Source organism: Mycobacterium colombiense, from assembly GCF_001672755.1.
GTDB lineage: Bacteria > Actinomycetota > Actinomycetes > Mycobacteriales > Mycobacteriaceae > Mycobacterium > Mycobacterium colombiense_C.
On record NZ_LZKI01000077.1, the window covers coordinates 17,123 to 31,477 of the forward strand.

The following is a 14,355-nucleotide window of genomic DNA, read 5'->3' on the forward strand; positions in this document are numbered from 1 at the left end:
CGAAGCCCAAATGACCGACGACGAGCGGTTCGCGCTGCTGGTCTCGGTGATGGGGGCCGGCGACATGTGGCCCGTGCGCGACGAGCGCATCCCCGCGGACGCGCCGATGAGTGCGGGATACGTGCCGGGGGTTCCCCGTCTCGGTGTACCCCCATTGCTGATGAGCGATGCCGGCCTGGGCGTCACCAATCCCGGTTTCCGCGTTGGCGATACGGCCACGGCGCTGCCCGCCGGCCTGGCGCTGGCCGCCAGCTTCAATCCGTCGCTGGCCCGGGCCGCCGGCGAGGTGATCGGCCGCGAGGCGCGCAGCCGCGGGTTCAACGTGCAGCTGGCCGGCGCGATGAACCTGGCCCGTGATCCGCGCAATGGCCGCAATTTCGAATACTATTCCGAGGACCCGCTTTTGACCGCGACGATGGCCGGCGAGTCGGTCGAGGGCATCCAGGGTCAGGGCGTCATCTCGACGGTCAAGCACTACTCGCTGAACTGCAACGAAACCAATCGGCACTTCCTGGACGCGGTAATCGATCCCGACGCGCACCGCGAATCCGACCTGCTGGCCTTCGAATTGGCGATCGAGCGCTCGCAACCCGGCGCCGTGATGACCGCCTACAACAAGATCAACGGCGACTACGCCGCCGCGAACGCCGTCCTGATCCACGACGTGCTGAAAGGGGCGTGGGGGTATCGCGGCTGGGTGATGTCGGATTGGGGCGCCACGCCGAGCTGGCAGTGCGCCCTGGCCGGCCTCGACCAGGAGTGCGGGGCCCAGATCGACGCGCTGCTGTGGCAGGCCGAGTCCTTCGGCGCGCCGCTGCGCGACGCGTACGCTGACGGCAGGCTGACCGCGGAGCGCCTGTCGGACATGGTTCGGCGGATCCTGCGGTCCGTGTTCGCCGTCGGCGTCGATAGCGGTGACGCGGCACCGGACCCGGACCTCTTCTCGCACAACGAGATTGCGCGGGAGATAGCGCGGCAGGGGACGGTGTTGTTGATCAACCGGGGCCTGTTGCCGTTGGCGCCCGCGTCGAGCCCACGCGTCGCCGTCATCGGAGGGTTCGCGCACGTGGGTGTGCCGGCCGGGTACGGTTCGAGCACCGTCGTCCCGCCGGGCGGATTCGCGGGCGTGGTGCCGATCGGCGGCTCGGGCCTGGAGGCCGGGATGCGGAATCTGTATCTGCTGCCGTCGAGTCCGCTGGAGGAGTTGCGAAATCTGCTCCCGCAGGCCCAGATAGAGTTCGATCCCGGCGCCAGCCCGGCCGAGGCGGCGCGGGCGGCCCGCACGGCCGACGTCGTGATCGTGTTCGCGGTCCGCGCGGAGGGCGAGGGTTTCGACATCGGCGACCTCTCGCTGCCCTGGGGCCAGGACGAGCTGATCGCGGCGGTCGCGGACGTCAACCCCAACACCGTGGTGGTGCTGCAGACCGGCAATCCGGTAGCGATGCCGTGGCGCGACTCGGTGAACGCCGTTGTGCAGGCGTGGTTTCCGGGCCAGGACGGCGGCCGGGCTATCGCGGAGATCCTCACCGGGACGGTGAATCCCTCGGGCCGGCTGCCGATCACCTTTCCCGTCGACCTCGCCCAGACGCCGCGCCCGGAGCTGCCCGGCGCCGGCGAACCGTGGGGGACACCCACCACGATCGACTACGCAGAGGGGGCCGACGTCGGCTACCGCTGGTTCGCCCGGCGCGGCCATGAGCCGATGTTCGCCTTCGGTCACGGATTGTCCTACACCAGGTTTGACTACCGCGACCTGGTGGTCAGCGGTGGAGAAACCATCAGCGCGAGTTTCAGCGTCGTCAACGTCGGCGACCGCGCCGGGGCCGACGTACCGCAGCTGTACCTGACGGCAGCCGCCGGTGAACCGTATTTACGACTGCTGGGATTCGAGCGGGTGGATCTCGCGCCGGGCGCTGCCCGGCGGGTGACCGTCGAAGCCGATCCGCGGCTGCTCGCCCGCTACGACGGCAGCGCCAAGAGTTGGCGGATCCGCCCTGGCGCCTATACGGCCGCGGTGGGCACGTCGGCGATCGCGATGCGGCTGGAAGCCACGGTCGAGCTGACCGGTCGTACGTTCGGGCGATAAGTCATTGGGCCTACGCCCGAACGCACGACCGGCCCGGCGGGTTACTTGACGGGGGTCAGCGCGTCGCCGCACGTGCAGCGGTACGGCTCACCCGAACCCGAGCAGTGGCAGGGGACCTCGATGCGGACGCGACAGCCGCAGCCTTCGTGACCGCACGTCAGCTCGGTCCCGGCCTCATAAGTTGCCATTTAACTCACCCTTTTCCTGTTGTGGTGATTCTTGCGGTGCGGGTCGACCGCACCCTCACTATATACCCCCCATGGGTATACGGTAAACGGCCGCGACCGGTTCGATACCAACCCGGCCGTCCGTGCCAACGGGGCCGGGCGCGGCTAGCGTGGGCGCCATGACCGAGAACCCATCCCCCAAAGACGTCGACGCATTCTTGGACAGCACCGTGGCGGACGGCGACCCGTCGTTGAGCGCGGCCCTCGAGGCGAGCGACGCGGCCGGCTTGCCGTCGATCGCGGTGTCGGTGCAGCAAGGAAAGTTCCTGAGCCTGCTCGCCGCCGCCATCGGTGCGCGCAGCATCCTCGAGCTGGGCACGCTGGGCGGTTTCAGCACCATCTGGCTGGCGCGCGGCGCCGGCCCGCAAGGACGAGTCGTGACGCTGGAATACGAGCCCAAGCACGCCGAGGTGGCGCGGGCCAACCTGGAGCGGGCCGGCCTCGCCGATCGGGTGGAGGTGATCGTCGGAGCGGCCCTGGATACGCTGCCGACGGTGACCGGTCCGTTCGATCTGATCTTCATCGACGCCGACAAGGAGAACTACCCGGCGTACCTGGAGTGGGCGGTGCGACTGGCCCGCCCGGGCGCGGTTATCGTGGCGGACAACGTGATTCGACAGGGCCAGATCCTCGATCCGGAGTCCAACGCCCAAGCGCAGGCGGTGCGCCAGACGCTGCAGGCGATGGGCGAGCACCCGCGGCTGGACACCGCGGTGCTCCAGACGGTGGGCGCCAAGCGCTGGGACGGCTTCGCCTTCGCGTTGGTGCGGTAGGCCTCAGCGGGGGGCGAGGTCGGCGACGGCCTGCTCGGCGGAGGTGAGTTCGCCGATCCGCAAGGCGGTTTCGCCCGCGTACAAGGCCGCGCTGTCCAACCAGGAGTCGGGCACGCCGGCCACCGGTGCCAGCGGGGTGAAGAACGGAAGGGCGGGCGACTGCAGGCGCAACAGCGGTCCCGCGTCGAAATAGCCCAGCGCCGACAGCGGGCGGCTGGCCGCGTTCAGGGCGGCGGGCAGCGCCTTGGCCTTACCATCCTCGCCGCACCACCGGCGGGTGGCCGCGTTAGGCACGACACGGTGACGCAGCGGCCAGCTCAGGCCGAACAGGTTGGTTTCGATTGTCGTGTCCGCCCGCAGGATTCGCTGCTGGTATGCGCGGTTCGCGTTGGCCTCGTGGGTCAACAGGAATCGCGTGCCGGCAATGACACCACTCGCGCCGCCGTCCAGCGCGGCTCGCGTGTCGGCGCCGGTGGCGATGCCGCCGGCCACGAACACCGGACGGCCGGCGGCGGCGTCGAGGGCGCGCGGCAAAAACTTCAGCGCCGCCATGGTTCCCACCAGATGGCCGCCGGCCTCGCGTCCCTGGGCGATCAAACCGTCGGCGCCGGCCGCGATCGCGGCGCGCGCCTGCGCATCGGTGCCCACCATCACGAAGACGAAGATCCCCGCATCGCGCAGGTGCCCGACGAGTCCCCGCCTTTCGCCGAACGCCACCACGACGACGTCCACCCGCGCGTCGACGCAGACAGCGACGTGCCGGCGATGAACGAAGGGCATCAACAGGTTTACCGCGATCGCACGGCCCGGCGCCTGCGCGCGCACCCGCTGGATAGACGTTCGTAGCCGCTGGGGCGTGTCGATGCCCAGCGTGCCGAGTCCGCCCGCCCGGGCGACCGCACCCGCGAGTGCTGCGCCCGCCAGTCCGCCGCCCATGCCGGCCTGCCCGACCGGAACATCGAGCCGCAGCCGGTCCGCGATATCCATGACCTGAGACGCTACGCGCGTTGTCCATCCGGCCACGTCGAGCGGCCCTGCCGTGGCAACGATTTCGTTGCTGGCCAGCGGCGTGCGGGCGTAATCTTGACTGCAGATGGATGGGTGCGGCCATGCTCAAAAGGCTTGCCGCATAACAGAAAGGTCACAAAATGAGTACAGTCCATTCATCAATCGATCACCACCCCGATTTGTTGGCTCTGCGTGCGCGTTACGAGCGCGTGGCCGAGTCGATGAGCGCGCATGTCACGTTCGGTCTGGCCCTGCTGACGGGCCTGTACGTGGCCGCGTCGCCGTGGATCGTCGGATTCAACGGCACGGCATCGCTTGCCACGTCCGACCTGATCGTCGGGATCGCGGCGGCGTTCCTGGCCTATGGATTCGCGACGACGCTGGATCGCGCGCACGGCATGACCTGGACGCTGCCGGTGCTGGGCCTGTGGGTCATCGTCTCGACCTGGATCCTGCCGGGCGTCGTGATGACCACCGGCATGACGTGGTCGAATGTCATCGCGGGTGCGTTGTTGGCGTTCCTGGGCTTCAACGCGACCTACTTCGGCATGCGCACCCGCGCGACAGGAACCCAGGCCTGATCGCGAACTCGGTTAGGCCGCAAGGCATTTCGCCAGTCCCGGACCCAATCCGGCCCGGGACGGCGATCAGCCGCAGACCGCGCCGATGGCGGCCGAGCTGACCAGCTTCACGTACTTGGCCAGCACGCCGGTCTTGTAGCGCGGCTCCGGCGGGGTGAAATCCTTTTGCCGAGCTTCGAATTCGGCCGGATCGGTCAGCACGTCGAGCACGTGGTTGGCCACGTCCAGGCGGATCCGGTCGCCGTCGCGCAGGAACGCGATCGGTCCGGCGTCGACCGCCTCGGGCGCGATGTGGCCGACGCACAGGCCGGTCGTCCCGCCGGAGAAGCGGCCATCGGTCAGCAGCAGCACGTCTTTGCCCAGACCGGCACCCTTGATGGCCCCGGTGATGGCCAGCATTTCGCGCATGCCCGGACCGCCCTTGGGGCCTTCGTAGCGGATCACCACCGCGTCACCCTTGGTAATGGTGCCGTCTTCCAAAGCATCCAGCGCGGCCCGCTCGCCATCGAAAACCCTTGCGGTGCCCTCGAACACGTCGGAATCGAAGCCCGCCGACTTGACCACCGCACCCTCGGGTGCCAGCGATCCGCGCAGGATGGTGATCCCGCCGGTCGGATGAATCGGATTGCTCAGCGCACGTAGCACCTTGCCGTCCGGGTCGGGCGGGGCGATCTCGGCCAGGTTCTCGGCCACCGTCGCACCGGTCACCGTCAGGCAGTCGCCGCGCAGCAGCCCGGCATCCAGCAGCGCCTTCATCACCACCGGCACGCCGCCGATGTGGTCGACGTGGGACATGACGTGGCGGCCGAACGGCTTGACGTCGGCCAGGTGCGGCACCTTCGACCCGATCCGGCTGAAATCGTCGAGCGACAGCGCGACGCCGGCCTCGTGGGCGATGGCCAGCAGGTGCAGCACCGCGTTGGTCGAGCCGCCGAACGCCATCACCACGGCGATCGCGTTCTCGAACGCCTCCTTGGTGAGGATGTCGCGGGCGGTGATGCCGCGCCGCAGCAGTTCGACGACGGCCGCACCGCTGCGCCGCGCGAACCCGTCGCGGCGCCGGTCGGTCGCCGGCGGCGCCGCGCTGCCCGGCAACGACATCCCGAGCGCCTCGGCGGCGCTGGCCATCGTGTTGGCCGTGTACATGCCGCCGCACGCGCCCTCGCCGGGACAGATCGCGCGCTCGATGGCGTCGACGTCCTCGCGGGGCATCAAGCCCCGGGCGCAGGCACCCACCGCCTCGAACGCGTCGATGATGGTGACCTCGCGCTCGCTGCCGTCGGACAGCTTGGCGACCCCGGGCAGGATCGAACCCGCATAGAGGAACACCGAGGCCAGGTCCAGCCGGGCGGCGGCCATCAGCATCCCGGGCAGCGACTTGTCGCAGCCGGCCAGCAGCACCGAGCCGTCGAGGCGTTCGGCCTGCATCACCGTCTCGACGCTGTCGGCGATCACCTCGCGCGACACCAGCGAGAAGTGCATCCCCTCGTGGCCCATCGAGATGCCGTCGGACACCGAGATGGTGCCGAACTCCAGCGGGTAGCCGCCGGCCGAGAACACGCCCTCCTTGACCGCCTTGGCGAGCCGGTCCAGCGAGAGGTTGCACGGGGTGATCTCGTTCCACGACGACGCGACGCCGATCTGCGGCTTGGCGAAGTCCTCGTCTCCCATGCCTACGGCTCGCAGCATGCCCCGGGCGGCGGCCTTCTCCAGGCCGTCGGTGACGTCACGACTACGCGGCTTGATGTCGGCGGTTGCGGCCGAATCGGTGGTGGGCATCGTTCAAGTATGCGCTGGCCAGTCGCGATGCCAATTTTCGGGGTGATACCCCGACGGGGTATAAGCTGGAGTTCGGCGTGATGCCGCCGCAGGGCGGGCGATTGGCAGGGGAGACAGATGACGAACGACCACGGGTACTCGCAGCAGAAGGACAACTACGCCAAGCGGCTGCGGCGCATCGAGGGCCAGGTGCGTGGCATCGCCCGGATGATCGAGGAGGACAAGTACTGCATCGACGTCCTCACCCAGGTCAGCGCCGTGAACAGCGCGCTGCGTTCGGTCGCCCTGAACCTGCTCGACGAGCACCTGAATCACTGTGTTACCCGCGCGGTTGCCGAGGGCGGCGACGAGGCCGACGAGAAGCTCGCCGAAGCCTCCGCCGCGATCGCACGCCTGGTTCGTTCCTGATTTCGTTCTCCATTGGTGATGTAGTTGAGACCTGTCTCCCGGCCCTGATTCAGGGGGAGGCGCAGTTGCGGTCCGTACGGTAAGGCAGTGTGATCGCATTAGGCGCGACAACCCAGGAAGTGGGTAGTCCGGCCGATACAGACGCCATGACTGCCGAAATCAACGCTGCCGCGCGAACGTGGACCCCACGGATCGCGGCTCAGTTGGCTGTGCTGGCCGCCGCGGCCTTCACCTACGTCACCGCCGAGATTCTGCCGGTCGGCGCGCTGCCTGCCATTTCCCGCGACCTGCACGTCAGCCTGTTTGCGGTGGGAACGCTGTTGACCTGGTACGCCTTCGTGGCGGCCCTGACGACGTTTCCGCTGGTGCGCTGGACCGCGCATTGGCCGCGGCGCCGAGCGCTCATGCTCAGCCTGACCTGCCTCACCGCTTCGCAGGTCATCTCGGCGCTGGCGCCCAATTTCGCGGTGCTGGCCGCCGGGCGGGTGCTCTGCGCGGTCACCCACGGCCTGCTGTGGGCGGTCATCGCGCCGATCGCGACCCGTCTGGTGCCGCCGACCCATGCCGGACGCGCCACCATGTCGATCTATGTCGGCACCAGCCTCGCGCTGGTGGTGGGCAGCCCGCTGACCGCCGCGCTGAGCCTGATGTGGGGCTGGCGCCTGGCCGTTGTGTGCGTCACCGTCGCGGCCGCCGTCGTCACCCTCGCCGCCCGGCTGATGCTGCCGGAGATGGTGCTCACCGAGGACCAGCTCGCCCACGTGGGTCCGAGGTCGCGACATCACCGCAACCCGCGGCTGATCCTGGTGAGTGTGCTGGCGATGATCGCGGTCACGGGCCACTTCGTGTCTTACACCTACATCGTCGAGCTGATCCGCAACGTCCTCGGTGTGCGCGGGCCGAACCTCGCCTTCGTGCTGGCCGCCTACGGGCTGGCCGGCTTGCTGTCGTTGCCGCTGGTGGCGCGGCCGTTGGACCACCGGCCCAAGGGCGCCGTCATCCTGTGCATCACGGGGCTGACGTCGGCCTTCGTCGTGCTGACCGGGCTGGCGTTGGGTGGCAGGACGGGCGTGGCCACCGCGCTGATCGGGACCGCCGCCATCGTGCTGTGGGGGGCCATGGCCACCGCGGTCTCCCCGATGATGCAATCCGCCGCGATGCGCAACGGGGCCGACGACCCCGACGGGGCGTCGGGGCTCTACGTGACCGCCTTCCAGGTCGGCATCATGGCCGGCTCGCTGGCCGGCGGCCTGTTCTACGAGCGCAGCGTCACGATGATGCTGACCGCTTCGGCGGCCCTGATGGGGGTCGCGCTCATCGGCATCGTGGCCAACCGGCGGATGCTGGACGTTGCTCCGACAAGCTCACCCGATTCATATCCGCCCAGCTAAGACCCATAATCAGCGTCCTCTGTGGGGCGCGCGCGACCGGCGATGACGGTAGCTGGCGCGGCCCTTATGCCAGACTGTGTCGAGAACACGACTGGAGGTATGCATATGTCGGGCTGGACGAGGGCCGGTACCAAGAAGGGCCTCTTCGCCGCTCTGAACGCCGCCGGCTTGGCGTCCGTCCTGGGCTTGGTGCTGGTGCTGAGTGCGGCTCCCGCGCTGGCGGATCCGGACCCCGCGCCCGCTGACCCGGGCGCGGTCGCGGCCCCGCCCGGACCGCCACCGCCACCCGACCCGCTGGCGGCCCCGCCGCCGCCCAACCCGCTGGCACCGCCGCCCTGGCTTCCGCCCGGCGCGCAGCCCGCTGCGGCCCCGGCCGATGGGCAGAACAACACGCCGTTCACCGGCACGGCCCCCTTCGGGCCGCCGTCGTTCGTCCCCAAGGGCGGCTCGACCGTCGGTGTGGCCCAGCCGATCATCATCAATTTCCCCGGAACGGTCGAGAACGCCGACGCGGCGATCGGCGCCGTGCACGTCTCGTCGGTCCCGCCGGTGCCGGGCAAGTTCTACTGGATGACCCCGACCCAGCTGCGCTGGCGTCCAATCAGTTTCTGGCCCGCGCACACCGCGGTAACCGTCGACGCCGGCGGCACCGTGTCCACCTTTCAGACCGGCGACTCGCTGATCGCCACGGCCGACGACGCGACTCACCAGTTGACCGTCACCCGCAACGGCACCGTGGAGAAGACCTTCCCGATGTCGATGGGCATGACGTCGGGTAATCACCAGACCCCCAACGGCACCTATTACGTCCAGGACAAGAAGGCGTCGGTGGTGATGGACTCCTCGACCTACGGGGTGCCGGTCAACTCGACCTACGGCTACAAGGTGACGGTCGAGGACGCGGTCCGCTTCGACAACGTCGGCGACTATGTGCACAGCGCGCCGTGGTCGGTGGATGACCAGGGCAAGCGCGACGTCAGCCACGGGTGCATCAACATCAGCCCCGCCAACGCCAAGTGGTTCTTCGACAACTTCGGTCCTGGTGACCCGATCGTGGTGAAGAACTCCAGCGGCGGCAACTACAAGAAGAACGACGGTTCCGCCGACTGGCTGAACTGACCCTCAGCGCCGACGCAAATCGCCCATTTCCCCTCGGGGATGGGCGATTTTGCGTCTGAGGTCCGGGGTAGAGCTGGCCGGGACTTCCGCCCGGCAGCGGATTATGTATAGCATCATATATAACGGTTTGCCCTGAGGAGCTGCGATGCGTGGTCCACGCGAGCGGATGGTCGTTTCCGCCGCCCTGCTGATCCGGGAGCGCGGAGCGCACGCCACCGCGATCTCCGATGTGCTCGAGCACAGCGGCGCGCCCCGCGGATCGGCCTACCACTACTTTCCCGGCGGGCGCACCCAGCTGCTCTGCGAGGCCGTCGATTACGCCGGCGAGCACGTCGCCGCGGTCATCACCGGCGCCGACGACGGACGGCAACTGCTGGACACGTTGATCGACAAATACCGCCGCCAGCTCCTCGACAGCGACTTTCGCGCGGGCTGCCCCATCGTGGCCGTCTCGGTTGAAGCGGGCGAGCAGGACGACACCGAACGCATGGTGATCGAGCGCGCCGCGGCGGTCTTCGACCGGTGGAAGGACCTGATCGCCGCGCGGTTCATCGCCGACGGCATTGCACCGGAGCGGGCGCGTGAATTGGCGGTGATGGCCACCGCCTCGCTCGAGGGTGCGATCGTGCTCGCGCGGGTGCGACGCGACCTGATGCCCCTCGACGTCGTCCACCGCCAGCTGCGCGACCTGCTGGCGGCGGCGTCTTATGGTCAGGCGCTCGGAAAGGAAACCCACGATGACTGGTGAATGGCAATCCAGCGCGTGCATCCTGTGTGAATGCAACTGCGGCATAGTCGTCCAGGTCGAAGACCGCCGGCTGACCCGCATCCGCGGTGACAAGGCGCACCCGGCTTCGCAGGGCTACACCTGCAACAAGGCGTTGCGGCTGGACCACTATCAGAACAGCGGCGCCCGGCTGACCTCGCCGCTACGCCGGCGCGCCGACGGCAGCTACGAGGAGATCGATTGGGACACGGCGATCGTCGAGATCGCCGAGGGCTTCAAGCACATTCGCGACAGCTATGGCGGCGACAAGATCTTCTACTACGGCGGGGGCGGGCAGGGCAACCACCTGGGCGGGGCGTACAGCGGCGCCTTCTTGAAGGCGTTGGGGTCGCGGTACCGCTCAAATGCGCTGGCGCAGGAGAAAACCGGTGAGGCCTGGGTCGACGGGCATCTCTACGGAGGCCACACCAGGGGTGAATTCGAGCACGCGGAGGTCGTGGTGTTCGTCGGGAAGAACCCGTGGATGTCGCAGAGCTTTCCGCGAGCCCGGGTGGTGCTCAACGAGATCGCCAAAGATCCGGCCCGCTCGATGATCGTCATCGATCCGGTGGTCACCGACACCGCCAAGATGTCCGACTTTCACCTGCGGGTGCGACCCGGCACCGATGCGTGGTGCCTGGCCGCACTGGCCGCCATACTCGTCCAGGAAAACCTGTGCAACGAAACATTTCTCGGCGAGCACGTGCGAGGCGCGGACGCCGTGCGCGCCACGCTGCGCGAGGTTCCGGTGGCCGACTACGCCGCGCAGTGCGGCGTCGACCAGGAACTGCTGCGCGCGGCGGCGCGGTGCATCGGCACGGCCGCCAGCGTCTCGGTGTTCGAAGACCTCGGCGTGCAGCAGGCACCCAATAGCACACTGTGCTCCTATCTGAACAAGCTGCTGTGGATCCTCACCGGCAACTTCGCGAAAAAAGGCGGCCAGCACCTGCATTCGTCGTTCGCTCCGCTCTTCGGCCAGTTCTCCGGGCGCACACCGGTCACCGGCGCCCCGATCATCTCCGGCCTGGTGCCCAGCAATGTGGTGCCCGAGGAGATCCTGACCGACCACCCGGACCGCTTCCGGGCCATGATCGTGGAAAGCAGCAATCCCGCACACTCGCTGGCCAACTCGGCCGCCTGCCGGGAGGCCTTTCAAGCCCTGGAACTGATGGTGGTCATCGACGTCGCGATGACCGAGACCGCCAGGCTCGCACACTATGTGCTGCCCGCCGCGTCCCAATTCGAGAAGCCGGAAGCCACCTTCTTCAACCTGGAATTCCCGCGCAACACCTTCCACCTGCGCCGCCCATTGATGGAGCCCCTGCCGGGAACCCTGGCCGAGCCCGAAATCTGGGCGCGGCTGGTGCGCGCGCTCGGCGTGCTGGACGACGCGGATTTACGGCCGCTGCACGAAGCCGCACGAAACGGCCGACAGGCCTACACCGAGGCGTTTCTCATTGCCATGGCTAATCCTACTGTGGCGCAACTACTTCCGTACGTGCTCTACGAAACGCTCGGCCCGATCCTGCCGGAAGGGTTGCGCGGTGCGGCCGCTCTGTGGGGCCTTGCCCAAAAGACCGCCATGACTTATCCCGATGCGGTGCGGCGCGCCGGGCACGCCGACGGCAACGCCCTGTTCGACGCGATCCTGAACACCCCGTCGGGCGTGACGTTCACCGTGCACAACTACGAGGACGACTTCACGCTGATCAGCCACTCCGACCACAAGATCGCGCTGGAAATCCCGTCGATGCTCGACGAATTGAAGACGCTGTCCCGGGTTCCACCCCAGCTCACTACGCCGGAATTCCCGATCGTGCTGTCCGTGGGGGAGCGGCGCGCCTACACCGCCAACGACATCTTCCGCGACCCGACCTGGCGCAAACGCGACGCCGAGGGCGCGCTGCGGGTCAGCGTCGAGGATGCCCAGCAGCTCGGACTCGTCGCGGGAGACCGGGCGCGCATCAGCACCGCGGCCGGTAGCGCCGAGGCCACCATCGAGATCACCGAGACGATGATGGCCGGGCATGCCGCCCTGCCCAACGGTTTTGGGCTCGATTACGTCGACGACGAGGGGCGCACCGTCATCCCCGGCGTCGCGCCGAACGTGCTCACCTCGACCGAGTGGCGCGATCCTTACGCCGGCACGCCGTGGCACAAGCACGTGCCCGCGCGGATCGAGCCCGCCCCGGTGGGTGTCAGTTCCAGATCTTGACCCGGCCCTGCGGCTCCAAGAACAGCGCGCCGGAGTCGGCGCCGTCAAAGGCGTCGTAGAACGCGTCCATGTTGCGCAGCACGCCGTTGCAGCGGAACTCCGGCGGCGAGTGCGGATCCACCGCCAGCCGCCGGATCGCCTCCGCATCACGGGATTTGGTGCGCCACACCTGGGCCCAGCCGTAGAACACGCGCTGCACGCCGGTGAGGCCGTCGATCACCGGCGCGGGCTGGCCGTTCAGGGACAACTGATAGGCCAGCAGCGCGATCGACAGGCCACCCAGGTCGCCGATGTTCTCCCCGACGGTGAATGCGCCGTTGACGTGGTGGTCACCGGCCAGGCCGCGCGGCGTGTAGGTGTCGTACTGCTCAATGAGAGCCTTTGTGCGGACGCCGAATTCGGTCCGGTCGGCGTCGGTCCACCAGTCGACCAGGTTGCCGTCACCGTCGTATTTGGCGCCCTGGTCGTCGAAGCCGTGGCCGATCTCATGGCCGATCACCGCGCCGATGCCGCCGTAGTTGGCCGCGTCGTCGGCCTCGGCGTCGAAGAACGGTGGCTGCAGAATCGCTGCCGGGAAGACGATTTCGTTCATCCCCGGGTTGTAGTAGGCGTTGACCGTCTGCGGCGTCATGAACCACTCGTCTTTGTCCACCGGCCCGCCGAGCTTGGCCAGCTCACGGTCGTGGTTGACCGCGTAGCCGCGCTGGTAGTTGCCGTACAGGTCGCCGCGGTCGATCACCAGCGAGGAGTAGTCACGCCACTTGGACGGGTAGCCGACCTTGGCGGTGAACTTCTCCAGCTTGGTCAGGGCCCGCTCCCGGGTCTGCGGTGTCATCCAGTCCAGGTCGCTGATGCTCATCCGGTACGCCGCCCGCAGGTTCGCGACCAGCTCGTCGATGCGGGCCTTCGCCCCGGGAGGGAAATGCCGCTGCACGTAGAGCTTTCCGACGGCGTCGCCCATCAGGTTCTCCACCAGCGAGACCGCGCGCTTCCACCGGTCCCGGATCTGCTCGGTGCCGGTCAGCCGCCGGCCGTAGAAGTCGAAGTCCGCGGACACCAGCTCGTCGGTGAGCCAGGCGGCCCGCGCGCGGATCAGCCGCCACCGCGCCCAGCTCTTCCACACCTCAAGGTCCTCGTTGCGCCACAACTCGGCGAAGGTGCGCAGGTAATCGGGTTGGCGCACAATCACTTCCGCGAGGGCGTCGGGTTCGGCGCCGAGTGCGACGGCCCAGCCGGCCCAGTCGAAGCCCACCGACTCGTCGCGAAGCTCGGCGAACGTGCGCAGGTTGTAGGTGAGGTCGGCGTCGCGGCGCTTGACCACATCCCAGTGCGCCTCGGCCAGCCTGGTCTCCAGCGCGACGATGCGGTCGGCGGTTTGGACGTGGTCGGCCGGGTCGCCGCCGAAGACCAGGCTGAACATCCGCGCGACGTGCGCGGGATAGGCATCCAGCACCTCGGCGTGCCGCTCCTCGCGGTAGTAGGACTCGTCGGGCAGCCCGAGGCCGGACTGGGTGAAGTGCACCAGATAGCGGGCCGAGTTCTTGGCGTCGGTGTCCACGTATACCCCGATGCCACCGCCCGCGCCGGTGCGCTGCAGGGCGCCGATGGTCCGGGCCAGCGCGTCGGCGTCGGTGGCATCGTCGATCACGGTCATCTCGTCCAGCAGCGGCTGCACACCGCGGCTCTGCACGGTGTCCTCGTCCAGGAAGCTTGCGTACAGGTCGCCGATGCGCTGCGCGTCGTCGTCCGCGGCGGCGGCACCCTGCTGGCTGGCCTCCACGATCAGGTCGCGCACCTGTTCTTCGGCGCGGTCATACAGCTGGCGGAAGGCACCGTCGGTGGCCCGGTCCGCCGGTATCTCGTATTCGGCCAGCCAGCGGCCGTTGACGTGACCGAACAGGTCGTCTTGGGGGCGGATGCTGTCGTCGACAAAGCTCAGGTCGATGCCCGAGCGGATGGCCGTATTCGTCACCCCGCCATCCTTCCATCTTTCCCGGATGCA

Annotated in this window: 12 protein-coding genes; 8 read left to right on the plus strand and 4 right to left on the minus strand. The window is 68.4% G+C overall.

The features are described 5' to 3' along the window. The first annotated feature begins 10 nt into the window (after positions 1–10). The gene (locus tag A5708_RS12110) at positions 11–2,086 is read left to right on the plus strand and encodes a beta-glucosidase (protein ID WP_065028905.1); all 2,076 of its coding nucleotides are present in this window, start codon (positions 11–13) and stop codon (positions 2,084–2,086) included. Positions 2,087–2,127: 41 nt separating this feature from the next. On the opposite strand, the gene A5708_RS26230 is transcribed toward A5708_RS12110, so the two are convergent. After that, on the minus strand, positions 2,128–2,274 hold the full coding sequence (locus A5708_RS26230; RefSeq protein WP_067124138.1) for a metallothionein: 147 nt from the start codon (positions 2,272–2,274) through the stop codon (positions 2,128–2,130). A gap of 158 nt (positions 2,275–2,432) precedes the next feature. Between A5708_RS26230 and A5708_RS12115 the strand changes: the two genes are divergently transcribed. Further along, a complete protein-coding gene (locus A5708_RS12115; RefSeq protein WP_065028868.1) occupies positions 2,433–3,086 on the plus strand; it encodes an O-methyltransferase in 654 nt (217 codons plus the stop codon). Positions 3,087–3,089: 3 nt separating this feature from the next. Here the strand turns inward: A5708_RS12115 and A5708_RS12120 are convergent, their stop codons facing one another. Next, a complete protein-coding gene (locus tag A5708_RS12120; protein ID WP_065028869.1) occupies positions 3,090–4,073 on the minus strand; it encodes a nitronate monooxygenase in 984 nt (327 codons plus the stop codon). Positions 4,074–4,234: 161 nt separating this feature from the next. On the opposite strand from A5708_RS12120, the gene A5708_RS12125 reads away from it, so the two are divergent. Then, positions 4,235–4,675, plus strand: a complete 441-nt coding sequence (locus A5708_RS12125; RefSeq protein WP_065028870.1) for an SPW repeat protein — start codon at positions 4,235–4,237, stop codon at positions 4,673–4,675. Between the two features lie 66 nt (positions 4,676–4,741). Here the strand turns inward: A5708_RS12125 and ilvD are convergent, their stop codons facing one another. Further along, positions 4,742–6,454 (minus strand): dihydroxy-acid dehydratase, encoded by a 1,713-nt coding sequence (gene ilvD, locus A5708_RS12130; RefSeq protein WP_065028871.1) that lies wholly within the window; start codon positions 6,452–6,454, stop codon positions 4,742–4,744. A 117-nt stretch (positions 6,455–6,571) separates the two neighbouring features. Here ilvD and A5708_RS12135 point away from each other — a divergent pair, with 117 nt between their 5' ends. From A5708_RS12135 to A5708_RS12155, 5 genes are all read left to right on the plus strand, one after another. Then, a complete protein-coding gene (locus tag A5708_RS12135; protein WP_065028872.1) occupies positions 6,572–6,862 on the plus strand; it encodes a metal-sensitive transcriptional regulator in 291 nt (96 codons plus the stop codon). 146 nt (positions 6,863–7,008) lie between these two features. Then, a complete protein-coding gene (locus A5708_RS12140; RefSeq protein ID WP_065028873.1) occupies positions 7,009–8,253 on the plus strand; it encodes an MFS transporter in 1,245 nt (414 codons plus the stop codon). A 105-nt stretch (positions 8,254–8,358) separates the two neighbouring features. Beyond that, entirely contained in the window at positions 8,359–9,372 is a 1,014-nt protein-coding gene (locus A5708_RS12145) for a L,D-transpeptidase (RefSeq protein ID WP_065028874.1), read from the plus strand. Between the two features lie 145 nt (positions 9,373–9,517). Continuing rightward, the gene (locus A5708_RS12150; RefSeq protein WP_065028875.1) at positions 9,518–10,120 is read left to right on the plus strand and encodes a TetR/AcrR family transcriptional regulator; all 603 of its coding nucleotides are present in this window, start codon (positions 9,518–9,520) and stop codon (positions 10,118–10,120) included. Beyond that, positions 10,110–12,353 (plus strand): molybdopterin-dependent oxidoreductase, encoded by a 2,244-nt coding sequence (locus A5708_RS12155; RefSeq protein WP_065028876.1) that lies wholly within the window; start codon positions 10,110–10,112, stop codon positions 12,351–12,353. Before A5708_RS12150 ends, A5708_RS12155 begins: the two co-directional genes overlap by 11 nt. Here the strand turns inward: A5708_RS12155 and A5708_RS12160 are convergent. Then, positions 12,337–14,325, minus strand: a complete 1,989-nt coding sequence (locus A5708_RS12160) for a M13 family metallopeptidase (protein WP_065028877.1) — start codon at positions 14,323–14,325, stop codon at positions 12,337–12,339. The genes A5708_RS12155 and A5708_RS12160 overlap by 17 nt on opposite strands. Between the last annotated feature and the right edge of the window lie 30 nt (positions 14,326–14,355).

Excerpts from the sequence above, each read along its gene's own strand:
- A5708_RS12140 (WP_065028873.1), top strand. The coding sequence starts at position 7,009 with ATGACTGCCGAAATCAACGCTGCCGCGCGAACGTGGACCCCACGGATC.
- A5708_RS12115 (WP_065028868.1), top strand. The coding sequence starts at position 2,433 with ATGACCGAGAACCCATCCCCCAAAGACGTCGACGCATTCTTGGACAGC.
- A5708_RS12125 (WP_065028870.1), top strand. The coding sequence starts at position 4,235 with ATGAGTACAGTCCATTCATCAATCGATCACCACCCCGATTTGTTGGCT.
- ilvD (WP_065028871.1), bottom strand. The coding sequence starts at position 6,454 with ATGCCCACCACCGATTCGGCCGCAACCGCCGACATCAAGCCGCGTAGT.
- A5708_RS12150 (WP_065028875.1), top strand. The coding sequence starts at position 9,518 with ATGCGTGGTCCACGCGAGCGGATGGTCGTTTCCGCCGCCCTGCTGATC.
- A5708_RS12155 (WP_065028876.1), top strand. The coding sequence starts at position 10,110 with ATGACTGGTGAATGGCAATCCAGCGCGTGCATCCTGTGTGAATGCAAC.
- A5708_RS26230 (WP_067124138.1), bottom strand. The coding sequence starts at position 2,274 with ATGGCAACTTATGAGGCCGGGACCGAGCTGACGTGCGGTCACGAAGGC.
- A5708_RS12110 (WP_065028905.1), top strand. The coding sequence starts at position 11 with ATGACCGACGACGAGCGGTTCGCGCTGCTGGTCTCGGTGATGGGGGCC.
- A5708_RS12135 (WP_065028872.1), top strand. The coding sequence starts at position 6,572 with ATGACGAACGACCACGGGTACTCGCAGCAGAAGGACAACTACGCCAAG.
- A5708_RS12145 (WP_065028874.1), top strand. The coding sequence starts at position 8,359 with ATGTCGGGCTGGACGAGGGCCGGTACCAAGAAGGGCCTCTTCGCCGCT.
- A5708_RS12120 (WP_065028869.1), bottom strand. The coding sequence starts at position 4,073 with ATGGATATCGCGGACCGGCTGCGGCTCGATGTTCCGGTCGGGCAGGCC.